The organism is Paenibacillus sp. LX16, assembly GCF_036252815.1.
Lineage (GTDB): Bacteria > Bacillota > Bacilli > Paenibacillales > Paenibacillaceae > Paenibacillus > Paenibacillus polymyxa_B.
In genome coordinates this window covers 5849758-5866551 of the sequence record NZ_CP141152.1, presented here as the reverse complement: position 1 = coordinate 5866551, position 16794 = coordinate 5849758, and the positions used below count along the sequence as shown (strand labels likewise).

Sequence of the window (16794 nt, the reverse complement as noted above, 5' to 3'; positions counted from 1 at the left end):
AGACGTCACTCCTTTTAAATCCTGACATTTTACCGAATTAAGCTGCAGAGAGCTGCTCTCGGCGCTTCGGCAAAACGCCTAAAATCCCAAAAATGTTGTTGAAGGCCATAAAAAGACATACCGCCGCCTAAATCATGCGGCAGTGTGGTGAGAGAACGCAGCACAAAATGACCCTGAAAAATAGCTAATGGAAATTCCGCTGCTGATCAGCAGAAGAGAGGCGATATTTCTCAGGAGGGAATGTGCGGCACGATCCGTTCTCTTGATCCCGCAGGCCAAAACGGGACTGCAATATGTCGAAATCAAATGAAAAATGTAGAATATATCCCCAGAATCCCAAATCCGCACAAAAATAAAAAGATGGATAAATTGAACTTGTTCACAACTTTATCCACAGGGTGTTGATAATATGGAGGGTAAAACAACATATTCACATTCAAAAGTAATATCATCATAGCAAAAGAAGCCTTGTATTTCAATGACTGGTGGTTATTTATCCACAAATTCAATCTGTTGTGTACAATTTTTATTCACAACACAAGATATTGTTTATAATTTGTTCAGTTTTCGACAATAACTCTTTTTTACTCTAAAATGTTATGCACAGGTTATGACCATTTAAATCACAATTCAGTTCTTTTTGTGGATCTGTGTATAACAGCTGTTGCCTTTTGGTCACGGAGGCTTATTTTTCTGTTGAAAATTTCCGGTAACGTTTCCGACATTATTTTTGAACGAACCTAATAACGTCGATCTGAAAATAGGATGGATTCAAGTTACAGAATGAATAAATGTAAAAAAACAGTTTTTGGAGGAGTGAAAACTACAAATAGAATGCTGATAATGGAGGAGAGGCGAAAGAAATTCTATGAAATAAGGGAATAAAAGAGTGAAGTGAGTGAGCGGGGTGAAGGGGAGGAGGCTTCCTGATTCGAAAAAGAGGGAGAGGATTCACAAGTACATTGACTTTGACCGCTATTTGTGGTTAAATGTACAAAGGTGTTTTTTGTGGAGATTGCTACGTTAGGTATATTCCATATAAAACGTATTCCTTGTAAGGAGGTGCAGCACAATGAGACCGACTTTCAGACCGAATGTCAGCAAACGTAAAAAAGTTCACGGCTTCCGTAAAAGAATGAGCACGAAGAATGGCCGTAAAGTTTTGGCAGCTCGTCGCCAAAAAGGTAGAAAAGTATTGAGTGCGTAATGCGTGCATAAAGACCACTACGGTGGTCTTTTTTTTTCATAATTGAGGTATTCAGGGAGCGGATTCCTTCTTTTATTGTTGTAAAAATGTAGTGAAAGAAGAGGGAGAAGTCCAGCATCCTGTCCTATATTAGATGAAGCTTTTGAAAACGGATATAAAATAAGCGAGATTACCATGTTGGAATGTTGTCCATACTTCTTACTATATAAAAGGTAAAGGTTAGCTTACCAACATGTGTAAAAGAGATGAGCAAGGAGAAGCGCCGTGCAAAAAAAATTGCGTCTACGAAACCGGGCGGACTTTGGGCGCGTATACCGCCATGGCAAATCTTTTGCCAACCATCAGTTTGTGGTGTACTGGTTCCGCCGCAGAGAGGTAGAGCAGTTCCGCGTCGGAATTTCGGCCAGCAAGAAGATCGGCAATGCAGTAGTTCGCAACCGGATGCGCAGAATCGTTAAGGAAATTGTACGCCATCATGAGCATGAATTGGTGGAGCAGATTGACCTGATTTTTATCGTTCGTAAGGGTGCGGTTACAATGTCGTATCAAGAGCTGGAGAAAAGCGTGCTGCACGTTCTACGCAAAGCCTCGCTGCTCAAGTCTTCACGCCGATAGTCAGTATCTTTGTCCTACAGGATATGGTATGATTTACGTTGGAATGGATTGGTTAAGAAAGGGGTTATGAAGTGTCGCGTTTGAAGACTCAACGGGGAAAATGGTTCCTCCTGATTGCCTTATTGGCACTTGTTGCTGTGCTGTCCGGATGTGCCCAGACGGCCCACAATTCTTACACGACGGCAGACTTGGCCAATGGATCGTTTTGGCAAAGATATGTCGTTTACTGGTTTTCGTATGCGCTAGATACATTTGCCCAATGGTTCTCTGGAGAGTATGGCCTGGCCGTACTGATTCTGGTGATTATCGTGCGAACCATTATTTTGCCGCTTACACTCAAGCAAGTACGTAGTTCCAAAGCTATGCAGGCCATTCAGCCACAACTAAAAGAAATACAAGCGAAATACAAGGATACGCCTGAAAAAGTCCAGCAAGAGACGATGAAGTTGTTTCAGGAAAATAAGGTCAACCCGATGGCTGGCTGTCTTCCTTTGGTAGTACAGATGCCAATTTTCATCGCGCTTTATAATGCCATATATTATAACTCGGCATTGCGGGATCATGACTTCTTGTGGCTCCAGTTAGGTAAACCGGATCACTTGTTTATCCTGCCGATTTTGGCAGCGATTACGACATTTGTCCAAACTTGGATGATGATGAAAATGAATCCGACGCCGCAGCAGGGACCGATGCAATTTTTGCTGTACGTCTATCCGGTGCTGATTCTGTTCATGTCGTACAACTTCCCATCCGCTTTGCCGTTGTACTGGTTCTACAGTAATATTTACACGATCATTCAAAACTATTTCCTTTATCGGAATAAGGATAAAGAAGCAGCACTGGCGAATGTGAAAACAGCCAGTCTCACGAAAACAGGTTCCTCCAATAGTAAGAAAAAAGGTGGCAAAAACACGAAGGGGGCTAAAAAGTCGAGATGACCAAAGTCGTGACATCAGGAAAAACCGTTGAAGATGCTGTAAGACAAGGACTCTCCCAGCTGGGAGTAAGCTGTGAACGGGTAACCGTAAGCGTGTTGGAACAGCCGTCAAAAGGATTCCTGGGGTGGCTCGGGGTCAAGAAGGCGAAGGTGGAGCTTACGCTGCTCTCTGAGCCGTCTCCTGAAACCACACACGCGGCTGAACCTCATGTATCGGCTCAAGCACCTTCTAGCGAGGGACAGGCTTTATCAGAAGAAACCGGGCCTGTTGCACAGGAAGCACAGATGAACATGAAAGCACCCTCGGGACATATAGATCCTTATGAAGAGGCGGTGCGTTTCATCCGTGAAACAGCAGCAGGAATGGGACTGGACGTTAAAGTCGATGTCCGCCACCGCAAGGATGAAAGTACACTGGATATCTCCGGCCCGTCGCTCGGTATGTTGATCGGTCGCAGAGGACAGACATTGGATGCATTGCAGTACCTGACGAATATCGTAGCCAACCGTCATTCTGACAAATTCATCCGAATTGTGCTGGATGCCGAGCAATTTCGTGCACGTCGGCAAAAAACGCTGGAGGATTTGGCAGATCGGTTGGCGAACCAGGCTATTCGTTATGGCAAGGAAGTGGTACTGGAGCCAATGCCGTCACAGGAGCGGAAACTGATTCATGCCAAGCTCCAACAGCATGCGCTGGTTAGAACATACAGCAAGGGGGACGAGCCCAATCGGCGCGTCGTCATTGCTAAAAAATAATCCGACGCAATGGCTCTCTGCAAGATGCAGAAGCCATTGCTTTTTTTCTTATATTTCTCGCTGAAACGGCTGCCGTCCTTGATGAAGGACGGCAAGTCGTTTCTACTTGATAGGAGGTAGAAATTTTATGCTGAGCGATACTATAGCTGCCATTGCAACGGCTGTCGGCGAGGGCGGCATTGCGGTTGTGCGGGTCAGCGGTCCAGAAGCGGTCACGGAAGTAGAGGCTTTGTTTCGTAGTAAAACGCCTCTAAGCAAGGCTCCAACTCACACAGTACATTATGGACATATTATAGATCCTCAAAGCCAGGAAAAGGTGGAGGAAGTTTTAGTTACAGTGATGCGGGCGCCACGCTCTTTTACAACAGAAGATGTCGTAGAAATCAGTACTCATGGCGGGGTCGTAGCCGTCAAACGGGTAATGGATTTACTATTGCTGCAAAATATACGTTTGGCTGAGCCAGGTGAATTTACGAAACGTGCCTTTTTAAATGGTCGTATTGACCTGAGTCAGGCAGAGGGTGTTATTGACTTAATCCGCTCAAAATCAGATAAAGCTTTTTCGGTGGCTTTGAAGCAGGTGGATGGACAACTGTCCCAGAATATTCGTCGCTTGCGTCATGTCTTGGTGGAGACACTTGCTCATATTGAAGTGAACATTGATTATCCTGAGCACGATGTTGAATCTTTTACGTCTGACTTAATCAAGGATAAAAGCAGTCAGGTCATGACGGAAATTGATCGGCTGCTGCATACGGCGGAGCAGGGAAAGATTTTGCGTGAAGGGCTGACTACAGCGATTGTTGGAAGGCCAAATGTGGGCAAATCGTCACTGCTGAACACATTGGCTCAGGGCGAGCGGGCCATTGTGACCGATATTCCGGGCACAACTCGTGACGTTATTGAGGAATATGTGACGATTAATAGTATTCCGCTCAAGTTGCTGGACACAGCTGGGATTCGTGAAACGATGGATGTAGTGGAACGGATCGGAGTAGAACGTTCGAGAACGGCAGTTAGTGAAGCAGATCTGTTGCTCATCGTCATTAACGCCAACGAACCACTGCATGAGGATGAAATGGCATTAATGGAACAAATCCGCGGTAGACAAGCGATTGTCATTATGAATAAAATGGACTTACCGGCTCAAGTAGACCGGGATTTGTTGCTGCGTTATGTTCCCGAAGAGCTTATCGTACCGATGTCTGTGAAGGAAAATGAGGGAGCGGACCGACTGGAGCAGGCTATATCGAATTTATTCTTTAGCGGCAAGCTGGAATCGGCGGATATGACATATGTCAGCAACGTACGGCATATTGCTTTGTTGAAGAAGGCGCGCCAATCGCTGGTAGATGCCTATGAAGCTGCTGATCAATTTGTACCAATTGACATGATCCAGATTGATGTAAGACTGGCATGGGAGCATTTGGGCGAGATTGTAGGCGATACTGCGCATGATGCGCTAATAGATCAAATATTTTCACAATTTTGTCTAGGCAAATAGAACATTCAAGCATGGCTGATATAAGCCTGCTATCGTTATAGATATACAAGAGCATATTCGGCGTGAAGTCCGGAATGTATAAGGAGGTAAGAAAGGTATGGGTTACCAAGGAGGCGACTATGACGTAATTGTCGTAGGTGCGGGCCATGCGGGCGTAGAATCAGCCTTGGCAGCAGCGCGGATGGGCTGTCGCACGTTGATGATCACAATTAACCTGGATATGGTCGCGTTCATGCCCTGCAACCCGTCTATTGGCGGTCCTGCAAAAGGGCATGTGGTGCGAGAAATTGATGCACTGGGCGGCGAAATGGGTCGGAATATCGATAAGACGTTTATCCAAATGAGAATGTTGAATACTGGTAAAGGTCCCGCGGTTCATGCATTGCGTGCACAAGCAGACAAGTTCTCTTATCAGCATGCGATGAAGGAAACGATGGAAAAGGAACCGAATCTGACCTTACGCCAAGGTATGGTTGAAGAGCTGATTATGGAAGACGGTCATTGCGTAGGTGTAATTACGAAGACGGGCACAGAGTATCGAAGTAAGGCAGTTGTCCTAACCACAGGCACTTATCTGCGCGGAAAAATCATTATGGGCGAGCTGATGTATGAGAGTGGTCCGAACAATCAACAGCCTTCGTTGAGATTGTCTGAGCATTTGAGAGAGCTGGGTTTTGATCTGGTTCGATTTAAGACAGGAACGCCGCCACGTGTGCATAAGGACACGATTGATTTTAGCAAAACGGAAATACAACCGGGTGATGATCAACCGAAGTTCTTTTCCTATGAAACGAAGTCTTCGGATAATGAACAGCTTCCTTGCTGGCTGACATATACTTCAGTAGAAACGCATCAGATTATTAATGATAATTTGCACCGTGCACCCATGTTCTCTGGTCTGATTGAAGGAACGGGACCACGTTATTGCCCATCTATTGAAGATAAGGTGGTACGTTTCAGTGATAAGCCTAAGCACCAAATCTTTTTGGAGCCTGAAGGTAAAAACACATCTGAATACTATGTCCAGGGCTTGTCGACCAGCTTGCCAGAGGATGTGCAATTAGCTGTGCTGCGTTCGATTCCGGGGATGGAAAAGGTAGAGATGATGCGCAATGGCTATGCTATTGAATATGATGCAATGGTACCTACGCAGTTATGGCCTACTTTGGAAACGAAGAAAGTCCCGGGCTTGTTCACAGCAGGCCAGATTAACGGTACCTCCGGTTACGAAGAAGCTGCGGGTCAAGGGATTATGGCGGGGATTAACGCAGCTCGCAAGGTGCAGGGCAAAGAGCCCGTCGTACTGGACCGTTCGCAAGGCTACATCGGGGTTCTGATCGACGATCTGGTGACGAAGGGTACGAATGAGCCTTATCGCTTGCTGACGTCGCGTGCAGAATACCGTCTGTTGTTGCGTCATGATAACGCAGATCTGCGATTGACTCCGATCGGGCACGATATTGGCCTAATTACGGATGAACGATACGAGCGCTTTTTGGATAAAAAACAAAAGGTAGAGCAAGAGATTGAACGTTTGCGCTTAGCGAAGGTTCGTCCGGTTGATATAAATGAGATGCTGGAGCAAGGTGGATCTGCACCAATACAGGATGGCAGTAATTTGTTAACGGTGCTGCGTCGACCAGAGATCAGTTATGCGCAAGTGGCACAAATCTCACCTTCACCTATAGCTCTTACTGAGGAAGAACAGGAGCAGGTGGAAATCCAGATTAAGTATGCGGGCTACATTGAAAAGCAATTGATGCACGTGGAACGTCTGCAAAAGATGGAGAAGAAGAAGCTCCCAGAGGATATTGTATACAGTGAAGTTCAAGGGCTGGCCATTGAAGCCAAGCAAAAACTTGAGAAGATCCGTCCGATGTCGATTGGTCAAGCATCCCGTATTTCGGGTGTAACTCCTGCGGACATTTCCATTTTGCTGGTTTATCTGGAGCATTATAACCGCGTAACGGCAGCAAGGGGATCATAATGGACGCGATACAACAGCAATTTAAGCAGCGGCTGGCAGAGCATAGTATTGTGATTAATGACAGTCAGTTAGAGCAGTTTGAAGCATATTACCGTGTGCTGGTTGAGTGGAATGAAAAAATGAATCTGACGGGTATTACTGAACGCGATGCAGTGTACACCAAGCATTTTTATGATTCTCTTTCCCTGGCCTTTTATGTTCCGTTAAAAGATGTGGGAAGCATGGCTGATATTGGGTCAGGTGCAGGTTTTCCAGGTATTCCTTTGAAAATATGCTTTCCGCAGATTCAGTTGACTATTGTAGATTCGTTGAACAAACGTATACAGTTCTTGACTCATGTAGTAGAGCAGTTGGGTTTGGAAAATGTTGAACTGGTTCACAGCAGAGCAGAGGAATTGGGGCGTAAACCAGGATACCGCGATAGCTATGATCTAGTGACAGCCAGAGCGGTTGCTCGTCTCGCCGTATTGAATGAATTTTGTTTGCCGTTTGTCCGTGAAGGGGGACACTTTGCCGCGATGAAGGGCAGTGATCCTACGGAGGAAATCAAGGAAGCTTCCTACAGTTTGAAAGAGCTAAAAGGAAAAATCAAACATGTTCAGGCCTTCCAGCTACCTGTTGAAGATGCAGCCAGACATATGATTATTATTGAGAAAAGAGCGGCGACACCACGAAAATATCCACGTAAGCCGGGTACTCCTTTGAAGTCGCCGTTAGTGTAAATGTTTGAAAGAAAGTGAATGTTTCACGTGAAACATTCACTTTTTTTATGGCTGATAGACTTTTTACATAAAAGGCTCTTTGCTAACATGCGTTCTTGTTTACATTTGGGGAGGAAGATGGATAGTTAGTTATCAAAGAGGATGCATAATTTATTCTCTGATCCTTCCGAAAAGCTGGTAGATACGATAGGATTATGGCTGGAAAAGTGATAGAATAGAGATAATCGTTTTAATGTAAGTTGACTGCTCCTGTACCCATGAATTCAGATATACATATAGGGGAGTGGGACAACAAATGTCAGGGGAGTACATGGAGTGTACCCGCTTACGGCGCTGTTTCATATAAAAGGGTCTACGATCCGCGTAAGGAACTGTTTTTCACGAAGCGCTGTTAGTATGGTGCTATTATGAAATTAGGTGGTATTATACGGAATGAAAGAACAATTTTCCAAGCTATTTGGTTTGACGGAGCGATCTACTGGGGACGAAATAAAACAAATTCCAGTTCGGGATATTGTCAGCAGTCCTTATCAGCCCCGCACCATATTTGACGACGAGAAGATTGATGAGCTATGCCAGACCATTAAGACGCATGGTGTAATTCAACCGATTGTCGTTCGTTTCCGTAATGGACAATATGAGATTATAGCAGGGGAACGTCGTTGGAGAGCTGTCACCAAGCTGGGTATGGAAACTATTCCTGCCATTGTTCGTGAGTTTAATGATTCACAAGCTGCATCCATCGCGTTGATTGAAAATCTTCAACGGGAAGGGTTAACTGCGATTGAAGAGGCTGTAGCTTACCAAAAGCTGATTGATCTACACCAGCTCACCCAGGAAAGCCTCGCTCAACGACTTGGCAAAAGCCAATCCACTATTGCTAACAAGATACGGCTTCTTCATCTGCCGGAGAGAGTGAAAGAGGCTCTAATGGAACGGAAGGTGTCTGAGCGTCATGCTCGTGCATTATTGTCATTAGAGACCGAAGAACTACAGTACAAGGTTTTAGATGAAGTCATTGCCAAGGAACTCAATGTGAAGCAGACAGAGGCAAGAGTTGCCTTTTATAAACAAGTATCCACCAATAAGAAATCGAAGCGGATTTCCTTTACCAAGGATGTCCGGCTCGCGCTGAATACGATTCGTCAATCCATTGATATGGTGTCTGGCTCAGGCTTGGATATCAAAACCAAGGAATCTGATCATGAGGATCACTATGAGATTGTCATCCAAATTCCCAAACGTAAGTAAGGGATGAAGCGTACAGGCGGCAGCAATTGCCGCTTTTTCTGTCTAACGCCGAATAAAACCGCAGCATACTCAATTCTATTCTGAAATTGCCGTTATCCGTAAGTTAAGGACTAAGTAACGTCTCCATAGAGCGTTTTGTAGTTATGGAGTGTAGCAGGATTCCGATTAAATTATGAGGTGAATGAAGTGTCAAAAATAATAGCCGTAGCCAATCAAAAGGGCGGAGTAGGCAAAACAACTACTTCCGTTAATTTGGGCGCCGGACTTGCTTCCCTCGGCAAAAGGGTATTGCTCGTGGATATCGACCCGCAAGGTAATACAACCAGCGGTGTGGGTATCAATAAGGCGGACGTGGCAAATTGCATTTACGATGTACTCATTAACGAGGTTGATCCTAGCGAAGCTATTGTGAGTACACAGGTTGAGGGATTAGATATTATTCCGGCAACCATTCAGTTGGCAGGCGCGGAAATTGAACTGGTGCCGACCATTTCTCGCGAATTGAGATTAAAAAGATCGCTTCAACTTGTTAAGCATAATTATGATTATATATTAATTGATTGCCCGCCATCGCTTGGTATTTTGACGCTTAATTCATTGACGGCTTCCGATTCAGTCATTATTCCAATCCAGTGTGAATATTACGCATTAGAAGGATTAAGTCAATTGTTGAATACTGTGCGATTAGTGCAAAAACATCTGAACACCTCATTGCAAATTGAAGGTGTGCTGTTAACCATGTTTGATGCCCGCACGAACTTGGGTATTCAGGTGATTGAAGAAGTGAAAAAGTATTTTCAAAGCAAGGTTTATCAGACAATTATTCCACGCAATGTGAGACTCAGCGAAGCACCATCACATGGCCAGTCCATTATTACGTATGATCCCCGTTCACGTGGGGCAGAGGTATATATTGAGTTGGCAAAGGAAGTGGTATCTTATGAGTAAACGGTTGGGAAAAGGACTTGATGCACTCATTCCCTCCCTTATGGTCAATGAAGAAGATAAGGTTGTTGACATTCCGCTCAGCCAGTTGCGTGCAAACCCGTACCAGCCTCGAAAAACGTTTGATGAAGAGTCCATTAAGGAATTAGCCGAGTCTATTCGTCAGCACGGTGTTATCCAACCTATTATTGCACGTAGTGTATTGCGAGGATATGAAATCATAGCCGGGGAAAGGCGGTTTCGGGCGTCTCAATTTTGTGGGAATCCGACTATACCTGTAGTTGTTCGCAATTTTACGGATCAGCAGGTGATGGAAATTGCCCTGATTGAGAATTTGCAGCGTGAGAATTTGAATGCTATGGAAGTAGCAGTAGCTTATCAGGGATTGATGGATCAATTTTCTTTAACTCAGGAAGAGTTGTCCATGAAAGTGGGAAAATCACGTTCTCATATTGCCAATTTCCTTCGTTTGCTCGCATTGCCTGAAGAAGTTAAAGATCATGTTTCACGTGGAACATTGTCTATGGGACACGCTAGAGCTATTGTTGGGCTCAAAGATCCAGACATGGTAAAACAGTTAGCACAGCAATGTATTGAACAGCAGTGGAGTGTTCGCGAACTGGAGGAAGCTGTACAGCAGTTGGATCATAAACCTGGTGAGGCGAAAGCCAAAGCAAAGGTACGAAAAAAGGACCCCTATATTGACCATATGGAAGAGTCCCTGCGTGAACGCTTTAAAACAACTGTAAAGATCAAGCACAATAAGGATAAAGGCAAAATTGAATTGAATTATTACAGCCAGCAGGATTTGGAAAGATTACTGGAGCTATTACAGTAGTTTGTTGAAACATGGACATGTCTCCTTGAGCAAAATGGAAAGTGAGATATGTCTTTGCTTTGTCTGGAATTGCAGGAATTAGAATGGTTTTGATGGATAAACTAATAGCCTTGTGTTATTTGTTTCGCTGTTCTCAAACGTATAAAATATAAGTATGCAGGTACATGATTTTTGAGGTAGAGGAGTAGAAGCAAGCATATGGCTGAATTGAATGGACTAATCATGGAACAGCTTGCCGGAATCGTTGCAGGGATCGTGCTTATTTTGCTTATCCTGTTGATTGTTATTATCGTGCAGGGTTCAAAGCTGAAGAAGATGCGGCGAAAGTATGAAACCATGATGGCAGGCAGCGGTGTCGAGAATTTGGAAACGCTGCTGATTGATTTGAAGGTACAAATGGATACGATTGAGGATGAGCAGGAAACCCATCGTGCAAGTATGAAATCACTACGTAGTAAACTGACTGGCTTGAAGGGACATATAGGTATCAAACGCTATAATGCCTTTGGTGAGAGAGGAAGCGATTTAAGCTTTTCTCTGGCTATTGTAGACGACAATCAGGATGGTATGGTACTAACCGGCATTTATAACCGAGATGGCTCATATGTGTATGCCAAGCCTCTAGAAGGGGGACAATCCACCTATTCCTTATCCCCTGAAGAAAAAGAAGCCGTTACTCTTGCGCAGCAAGCAGGACAGAACGGTAATGCCACTCCTTAATCGCGGAGTATAGGCTGCCAGCAATGATATCTGATAATTTCATTACCAAATTTAGTCTCGTATTTTGCAGCACGAAGTATTCCATGAAGCCGCCGACGTTAACGATACCAGTCAAATGGATATCGCCGACCGGCGGTAATTCTTTATTTACACCTGCTCCAGGCTTGAGAGGACCATCTGAAACCTGAATGCATCCAACGCTGGAGGTTTGTCCAAGACATGCATCTATACCAATGATATAAGGCTGTTCATATCGGGCTTGTATACCATTCAGCGTCGTTTGCAGGTTCATGGCATGTACAGGCTCCTCTAATGTACCGTATAGGTTAAACAGAGGGCTTTTGTAGCGTGATAAATGCGTACCTACGAGCGGACCCAGGCAGTCTCCAGTGGAACGGTCGGTGCCGATGCAAATAATGACGATATTTTGCAGACTCGGCGCCTGGTGCAGATGGAACAGCAGACGATGGATGATGGCTGATTGGATCCCGGGGTCTGTGTGTGATATTTTTAAGCTTAGGGGTTCTTGCCCCGGAATGAAGTCAGATGGATGAGTCATGGAATCTTCCTTTCGCTCTGTAATGGAGTGTGCGGGTTACGCTCGCTGTACCTTGGAGAATAACAATTAGCCTGCGGGTAACATTTATGCTCAAGATAGTAGCTAGTATATGGATAAACTTGTGCTTTTATACTCGAAGGAAGTAGATTATTCATAGCCATATGTTTGAAGTCAGTAGATAAGCTTATATAGTGAGGATTTTGCAAAAATCCAATAAGCGACTTCCAATGAACAAGATATAGATCGAAATGGTCTAGTTCGTCTATATCTTGCACTTTGGAGCGACTGGAATCGAATTTTGCAAAATCTGATAGTGGGAATAGAATTCGGGAAGCAGGAAGAGTAGTTCCCTTTGTTAAGGAGGAGTACAGCATGACCTTTATACATTGGTTAGCCGGTAATGTAGGTACGGATGATGTAGTGAAAGATGCGATTCACTGGAAGGATGCTGTATGGAAATGGCTTACAGATAGTACGATGTGGTCGACCCTTTTGTTTGTGATTTTGAAAATCGCGATTATTTTTATCATCACACGTATCTTTATTCGAGTTATTAATAAAATTATAGATAAGTCGATGCAACAAAAAGGAGACAACGGCAGGTTTCGATTGAATACAAGGCGCTTAACGACTGTTGGGGAACTATTGAAAAATGTAACCAATATTGTATTTAATTTCATTTTGATTATGCTGGTGCTATCGCAAATGGGCATTAATCTCGGCCCTCTGATTGCTGGAGCTGGAGTGCTTGGATTGGCTGTTGGTTTTGGGGCACAGAGTTTGGTTAAGGATGTAATTACCGGATTCTTTATTATTTTTGAAGATCAATTTGCCGTAGGAGATGTCATTCAGACAGGCACTTTCAAGGGTACGGTGGAAATGATCGGGTTGCGTACAACCAGACTGGTCAGCTGGAAAGGTGAGGTGTACATTTTACCAAATGGTTCAATTACAACGGTAACGAACTTCTCCATGTCCAACGCGTTAGCGGTAGTGGATGTGCCAATGAAGGCCGAGCGTAGCCTGGAGGAAGCTGTTGGCTTGGTGAAACAGGCAATCCAAGGAATTGAGGAGTCCAATGTACAGATACTTAATATACCGGATGTGTTAGGGGTTCAGTCCATGACCACCTCAGAGTATATTGTGCGTGTTGTGGCAGAATGTATGCCGAATACAGGGGCCATGGTAGAGCGTGATATTCAGAATAACATCAAGAAGGCCCTAGAGGATGAAGAACATCGTCAGGCCGCCTTGGAGACGGCGATAACCCTAGAAAAAGAAGATGAGCAAGGAAGAAAAGGGGGAGAGAAGGGTGGAGCGTAAGTCATTTGAACTAGGGGACATTGTACAGATGAAGAAGCCTCATCCGTGTGGAACGAATGAAATGGAAATTATCCGCATGGGGATGGATATTCGAATCAAATGTGTCGGTTGCCAGCATAGTGTGCTGATTCCGCGTGCCAAGTTCGAAAAGAATATGAAGAAAGTGCTGCGCTCAAAGGCCAACGCCGACGAGCAAAACACGGAAGTAAATTGAACCAAGAAAGATGAATGGCGATGAACCAGAATCAGCTTGCGTCACAGTTGCAATGATGATATAATTATCCTTGCTGCGGAAAGGTACCCAAGAGGTCTAAGGGGGCTGACTCGAAATCAGTTAGGCGTCGCAAGGCGTGCGTGGGTTCGACTCCCACTCTTTCCGCCACTAACTTCATTAAATAAACCAATCTCTTACGTCTGTGACGTAGGGGATTTTTGTTTGTGAAATAAGAGGTCAACAGACTGTGATAAAGTGGAGAGCACTAAGATTAAAAGGGTAAGATGGAGCAAATGATTAAGAGTCTATTGGGGGATAAATAAGGCGTTATAGCAAAAAAATGCTCCTGACAGCAGAGAAACATTGCCGTTAGGAGCATTTTTTTGTTATAGCTGGTTAGGCGGGTAATGATAGCGTTTTGTTTTTTTTGAGCCAGAGATCATCAGAAGGATCGCTGCAATCAAATGGAGAGCCCAGCCTACAAAGGGTATCCAGGCCAGCAAAGAAGTGAGTACTCCCCATACGGAGCCGTAGATCGCCTCCTGATTGCGTAACGACAGGATAAGTGTTACTGCGTGCAGGACAAGCATAAATCCCAGAGCCGAGTAGCCGGTCCCCATGACAATAGCTCCCCCCACAATCGGTACGGCAAGCACCAATTCGAATATACCTGATATCCACTTTAATATTCGAGAATAGCTCATTTTTAAACCTCCGTAGATAGTAGGTCTTTGTACTTGGATATATTCTAGCAGAAGGAGCTGAATTAATCTGCATTTTACCAGGATATGCAAAAAGTCCGATAATGCAACAAAGGAGGACCACAAAGGTCCTCCATCGTAGGCGATACATTTTTAACAGGATACGATCTGTCCAATCACATCATGAAACTCGGTGTACTGACCAGCAATACCGTGTTGAAAAGACAGTGTCCTTTTACACAAACCTAACGCTTCTAATGCCCGGAATGGATCTCCTAACAGTTTGTCCGGCTACGTCGTCCAACGGAACCACACCTCTCTGTTGTATCGCCTAATCATAATATGGCCAGGATTCCGAAGAAATATACATTAGTGGACACGAGCTTTCGTTTTTTTCTTCCATTTGCGATTATGGTTGGCGGTTTCCGGAAAAGAATCGCCTCTTTCCAGCGTTACTTGCTGGGGGTTTTGGATTTCAGTATGGAAACTCTTTTCTCCGACCTCCATGTATACGCCGTCGTTTGGGACCTTATCCCCTGGTTCGAACTCCGTCTTTTCACCCATACGGTGGTGCCTCCTTAGATAAATGAATTTGAACTGCAACGGTTATTGTGCGCTGTCTTGAACAGAAACATGCGAAATCGGGTATACAGATAGTGAGTGAATCAAATGATTTCCTTTATATATGCGAAAATTTCGGTATTATATAAAATTGTATAAAGCTGATGATATGTAGTGTGTTTAGCTGTTTTAGGCTTATATATCGAATTTGTAGGTTGCATTCAGCTGTTCAATTTGGTAAACTGTTTTAGTGCGAGTTTAGGCTCGTTCCTTGCTCTCAACTGAGATTGAGGGCCTTATGTCCATAAGGAGGTGTAAAGAATGCGCAAATATGAAGCGATGTATATTATTCGTCCTGACATTGAACAAGAAGCTGTTCAAGCGACAGTCGATAAATTCCAAGGTATCATCTCTAACGGCGGTGGCGAAATTACGAGTCACGATGTAACTAAACGCCGTCTTGCGTATGAGATCAAGAAATTCCGTGATGGTTCTTTCGTTCTGGTAAACTTCACAGCAGAACCTGCTGTTGTTACTGAGCTTGAGCGTATCATGAAAATTTCTGACGAAGTAATTCGTTATCTCATTACGAACGACGTAGCTTAATTATTGTACGTGATTATGTAATGAACAACGCTCAAAGGAGGGGATTGGATTGTTGAACCGTGTCATTCTGATCGGTCGTTTGACCAAAGATCCAGAGCTGCGCTATACACCGTCTGGTGTAGCAGTAACCCAGTTCACCCTGGCTGTAGACCGTCCGTTTACGAGTCAAGGCGGCGAACGGGAAGCGGATTTCTTGCCGATCGTAACCTGGCGTCAGCTTGCTGAAACATGCGCTAACTATCTTCGCAAAGGTCGTTTAACGGCTGTTGAAGGCCGTGTTCAGGTGCGTAATTATGAGAACAATGAAGGAAAACGTGTATACGTGACTGAAATTGTAGCTGATAATGTGCGTTTCTTGGAATCTAACCGCGATGGCGGTAACGGTGGCGGCAATAGCGGTGGAGCTACGCGTGAGGAGTCTCCTTTCGGAGGCGGTAACAGCAATAGTGGACGCGGGAATAATAACTCGCGAAACAATCAGGATCCTTTTTCCGATGACGGAAAACCGATCGATATTTCGGATGATGATTTACCATTTTAATTGGGAAAGGACTGACAAAGAATGGGCTTCAGACAAAGAGAAGGCGGAGACGATAACAAAAGACCAGCTCGTCGTGGTGGTCGCAACAAACGTCGTAAAGTATGTTTCTTCACTGTGAACAAAATTACTCACATTGACTATAAAGATACAGACCTGCTTAAAAAATTCATCAGCGAACGTGGAAAAATTCTTCCTCGTCGTGTGACTGGAACAAGCGCGAAATATCAACGTATGTTGACAATCGCTGTTAAACGTTCCCGTCAAATCGCATTGCTTCCTTACACTACTGAATAGTAGTGGGTGGAAAAAAAGACGTTCCCGATCCCGGGAGCGTCTTTTTGTGATTTTTTATATTGACAACAAGTCCCATCTATTGTAACTTACTAATAATACAATCCATGTTTACCCATAAACCATAGTATACCTTTTAATGGCTTGTGAAATTGCAAGCTCCTCAACTCGCCAGAGTAAACATTTCGGCCTTCCGGAATGTTAATTTATATTACATGGAATCCTGTTTTCTGTCATTTTCCACAAGTGAAATTCATAAACTTTACATGAATAGATATTTTGCATTTTTATTTTACATAAAAAAAGATATTGACGTGATATTATTTTACACTTAAGATAAACCTTAATAAAAATGTAATGGTTGTTAACGCACAAAATTGACCAGAGGTCTAAAACACGTGTTTACGCTATTAAGACAGTAAGGAGGATGTGCAAACTTCATTTTCAAACCTCAAGCTTTAACGAATCACCGCAGGAATGAGACAGGCTGTTAAATAAAGAACCGACTAAGGG

At 44.1% G+C, this 16794-nt stretch carries 19 protein-coding genes and 1 tRNA gene; 17 read left to right on the top strand and 3 right to left on the bottom strand.

Annotated elements, in window-relative coordinates:
• Window positions 1–1072 precede the first annotated feature (1072 nt).
• The 11 genes from rpmH to T3H97_RS26315 all read left to right on the top strand — a co-directional run bounded on the left by rpmH (window position 1073) and on the right by T3H97_RS26315 (window position 11485).
• A complete protein-coding gene (rpmH, locus tag T3H97_RS26365; RefSeq protein ID WP_007433250.1) occupies window positions 1073–1207 on the top strand; it encodes a 50S ribosomal protein L34 in 135 nt (44 codons plus the stop codon).
• A 264-nt stretch (window positions 1208–1471) separates the two neighbouring features.
• Entirely contained in the window at window positions 1472–1822 is a 351-nt protein-coding gene (gene rnpA, locus T3H97_RS26360; RefSeq protein WP_013312817.1) for a ribonuclease P protein component, read from the top strand.
• 71 nt (window positions 1823–1893) lie between these two features.
• Window positions 1894–2760 carry a YidC/Oxa1 family membrane protein insertase gene (locus tag T3H97_RS26355; RefSeq protein WP_250241422.1) on the top strand — a complete coding sequence of 289 codons (867 nt, stop codon included), beginning with the start codon at window positions 1894–1896 and terminating at the stop codon, window positions 2758–2760.
• Entirely contained in the window at window positions 2757–3518 is a 762-nt protein-coding gene (jag, locus tag T3H97_RS26350) for an RNA-binding cell elongation regulator Jag/EloR (protein ID WP_328801373.1), read from the top strand. The genes T3H97_RS26355 and jag overlap by 4 nt, the downstream gene beginning before the upstream one ends.
• Window positions 3519–3645: 127 nt before the next feature.
• Complete coding sequence (mnmE, locus tag T3H97_RS26345; RefSeq protein ID WP_328801372.1) at window positions 3646–5022, top strand: tRNA uridine-5-carboxymethylaminomethyl(34) synthesis GTPase MnmE; 1377 nt, start codon at window positions 3646–3648, stop codon at window positions 5020–5022.
• A 97-nt stretch (window positions 5023–5119) separates the two neighbouring features.
• Entirely contained in the window at window positions 5120–7009 is a 1890-nt protein-coding gene (mnmG, locus tag T3H97_RS26340; protein ID WP_104497447.1) for a tRNA uridine-5-carboxymethylaminomethyl(34) synthesis enzyme MnmG, read from the top strand.
• Window positions 7009–7731, top strand: coding sequence for a 16S rRNA (guanine(527)-N(7))-methyltransferase RsmG (gene rsmG, locus T3H97_RS26335; protein WP_328801371.1), 723 nt, complete (start codon window positions 7009–7011; stop codon window positions 7729–7731). Before mnmG ends, rsmG begins: the two co-directional genes overlap by 1 nt.
• Window positions 7732–8163: 432 nt before the next feature.
• Window positions 8164–8982 (top strand): nucleoid occlusion protein, encoded by an 819-nt coding sequence (gene noc / locus T3H97_RS26330; RefSeq protein WP_013312811.1) that lies wholly within the window; start codon window positions 8164–8166, stop codon window positions 8980–8982.
• 186 nt (window positions 8983–9168) lie between these two features.
• Window positions 9169–9930, top strand: coding sequence for a ParA family protein (locus tag T3H97_RS26325; protein ID WP_023991152.1), 762 nt, complete (start codon window positions 9169–9171; stop codon window positions 9928–9930).
• A complete protein-coding gene (locus T3H97_RS26320; RefSeq protein ID WP_039272130.1) occupies window positions 9923–10765 on the top strand; it encodes a ParB/RepB/Spo0J family partition protein in 843 nt (280 codons plus the stop codon). The genes T3H97_RS26325 and T3H97_RS26320 overlap by 8 nt, the downstream gene beginning before the upstream one ends.
• A gap of 198 nt (window positions 10766–10963) precedes the next feature.
• Window positions 10964–11485, top strand: coding sequence for a DUF4446 family protein (locus T3H97_RS26315; protein ID WP_328801370.1), 522 nt, complete (start codon window positions 10964–10966; stop codon window positions 11483–11485).
• Here the strand turns inward: T3H97_RS26315 and yyaC are convergent.
• Window positions 11439–12044: a spore protease YyaC gene (yyaC, locus tag T3H97_RS26310; RefSeq protein WP_025723135.1), complete on the bottom strand. Its 606-nt coding sequence runs from the start codon at window positions 12042–12044 to the stop codon at window positions 11439–11441. The genes T3H97_RS26315 and yyaC overlap by 47 nt on opposite strands.
• A gap of 372 nt (window positions 12045–12416) precedes the next feature.
• Between yyaC and T3H97_RS26305 the strand changes: the two genes are divergently transcribed.
• From T3H97_RS26305 to T3H97_RS26295, 3 genes are all read left to right on the top strand, one after another.
• Window positions 12417–13367, top strand: a complete 951-nt coding sequence (locus T3H97_RS26305; RefSeq protein WP_328801369.1) for a mechanosensitive ion channel family protein — start codon at window positions 12417–12419, stop codon at window positions 13365–13367.
• Window positions 13357–13581 (top strand): DUF951 domain-containing protein, encoded by a 225-nt coding sequence (locus tag T3H97_RS26300; RefSeq protein WP_250241381.1) that lies wholly within the window; start codon window positions 13357–13359, stop codon window positions 13579–13581. The genes T3H97_RS26305 and T3H97_RS26300 overlap by 11 nt, the downstream gene beginning before the upstream one ends.
• A 77-nt stretch (window positions 13582–13658) precedes the next feature.
• Window positions 13659–13749: transfer RNA gene (locus T3H97_RS26295), tRNA-Ser, on the top strand.
• Between the two features lie 218 nt (window positions 13750–13967).
• Here T3H97_RS26295 and T3H97_RS26290 read toward each other — a convergent pair.
• Window positions 13968–14285, bottom strand: coding sequence for a hypothetical protein (locus tag T3H97_RS26290; protein ID WP_013312804.1), 318 nt, complete (start codon window positions 14283–14285; stop codon window positions 13968–13970).
• Window positions 14286–14651: 366 nt separating this feature from the next.
• Window positions 14652–14846, bottom strand: coding sequence for a YjzC family protein (locus T3H97_RS26285; RefSeq protein WP_013312803.1), 195 nt, complete (start codon window positions 14844–14846; stop codon window positions 14652–14654).
• Between the two features lie 318 nt (window positions 14847–15164).
• Here T3H97_RS26285 and rpsF point away from each other — a divergent pair, with 318 nt between their 5' ends.
• The 3 genes from rpsF to rpsR are packed head-to-tail and all read left to right on the top strand — an operon-like array spanning window position 15165 to window position 16284.
• The gene (gene rpsF / locus T3H97_RS26280) at window positions 15165–15449 is read left to right on the top strand and encodes a 30S ribosomal protein S6 (protein WP_013312802.1); all 285 of its coding nucleotides are present in this window, start codon (window positions 15165–15167) and stop codon (window positions 15447–15449) included.
• Window positions 15450–15498: 49 nt separating this feature from the next.
• Window positions 15499–15990, top strand: a complete 492-nt coding sequence (gene ssb / locus T3H97_RS26275; protein WP_328801368.1) for a single-stranded DNA-binding protein — start codon at window positions 15499–15501, stop codon at window positions 15988–15990.
• Window positions 15991–16011: 21 nt separating this feature from the next.
• Window positions 16012–16284: a 30S ribosomal protein S18 gene (rpsR, locus tag T3H97_RS26270; protein WP_013312800.1), complete on the top strand. Its 273-nt coding sequence runs from the start codon at window positions 16012–16014 to the stop codon at window positions 16282–16284.
• Window positions 16285–16794: the final 510 nt, after the last annotated feature.

Excerpts from the sequence above, each read along its gene's own strand:
- rpmH (WP_007433250.1), top strand. The coding sequence starts at position 1,073 with ATGAGACCGACTTTCAGACCGAATGTCAGCAAACGTAAAAAAGTTCAC.
- jag (WP_328801373.1), top strand. The coding sequence starts at position 2,757 with ATGACCAAAGTCGTGACATCAGGAAAAACCGTTGAAGATGCTGTAAGA.
- mnmE (WP_328801372.1), top strand. The coding sequence starts at position 3,646 with ATGCTGAGCGATACTATAGCTGCCATTGCAACGGCTGTCGGCGAGGGC.
- mnmG (WP_104497447.1), top strand. The coding sequence starts at position 5,120 with ATGGGTTACCAAGGAGGCGACTATGACGTAATTGTCGTAGGTGCGGGC.
- rsmG (WP_328801371.1), top strand. The coding sequence starts at position 7,009 with ATGGACGCGATACAACAGCAATTTAAGCAGCGGCTGGCAGAGCATAGT.
- noc (WP_013312811.1), top strand. The coding sequence starts at position 8,164 with ATGAAAGAACAATTTTCCAAGCTATTTGGTTTGACGGAGCGATCTACT.
- T3H97_RS26320 (WP_039272130.1), top strand. The coding sequence starts at position 9,923 with ATGAGTAAACGGTTGGGAAAAGGACTTGATGCACTCATTCCCTCCCTT.
- T3H97_RS26315 (WP_328801370.1), top strand. The coding sequence starts at position 10,964 with ATGGCTGAATTGAATGGACTAATCATGGAACAGCTTGCCGGAATCGTT.
- yyaC (WP_025723135.1), bottom strand. The coding sequence starts at position 12,044 with ATGACTCATCCATCTGACTTCATTCCGGGGCAAGAACCCCTAAGCTTA.
- T3H97_RS26305 (WP_328801369.1), top strand. The coding sequence starts at position 12,417 with ATGACCTTTATACATTGGTTAGCCGGTAATGTAGGTACGGATGATGTA.
- T3H97_RS26290 (WP_013312804.1), bottom strand. The coding sequence starts at position 14,285 with ATGAGCTATTCTCGAATATTAAAGTGGATATCAGGTATATTCGAATTG.
- T3H97_RS26285 (WP_013312803.1), bottom strand. The coding sequence starts at position 14,846 with ATGGGTGAAAAGACGGAGTTCGAACCAGGGGATAAGGTCCCAAACGAC.
- rpsF (WP_013312802.1), top strand. The coding sequence starts at position 15,165 with ATGCGCAAATATGAAGCGATGTATATTATTCGTCCTGACATTGAACAA.
- rpsR (WP_013312800.1), top strand. The coding sequence starts at position 16,012 with ATGGGCTTCAGACAAAGAGAAGGCGGAGACGATAACAAAAGACCAGCT.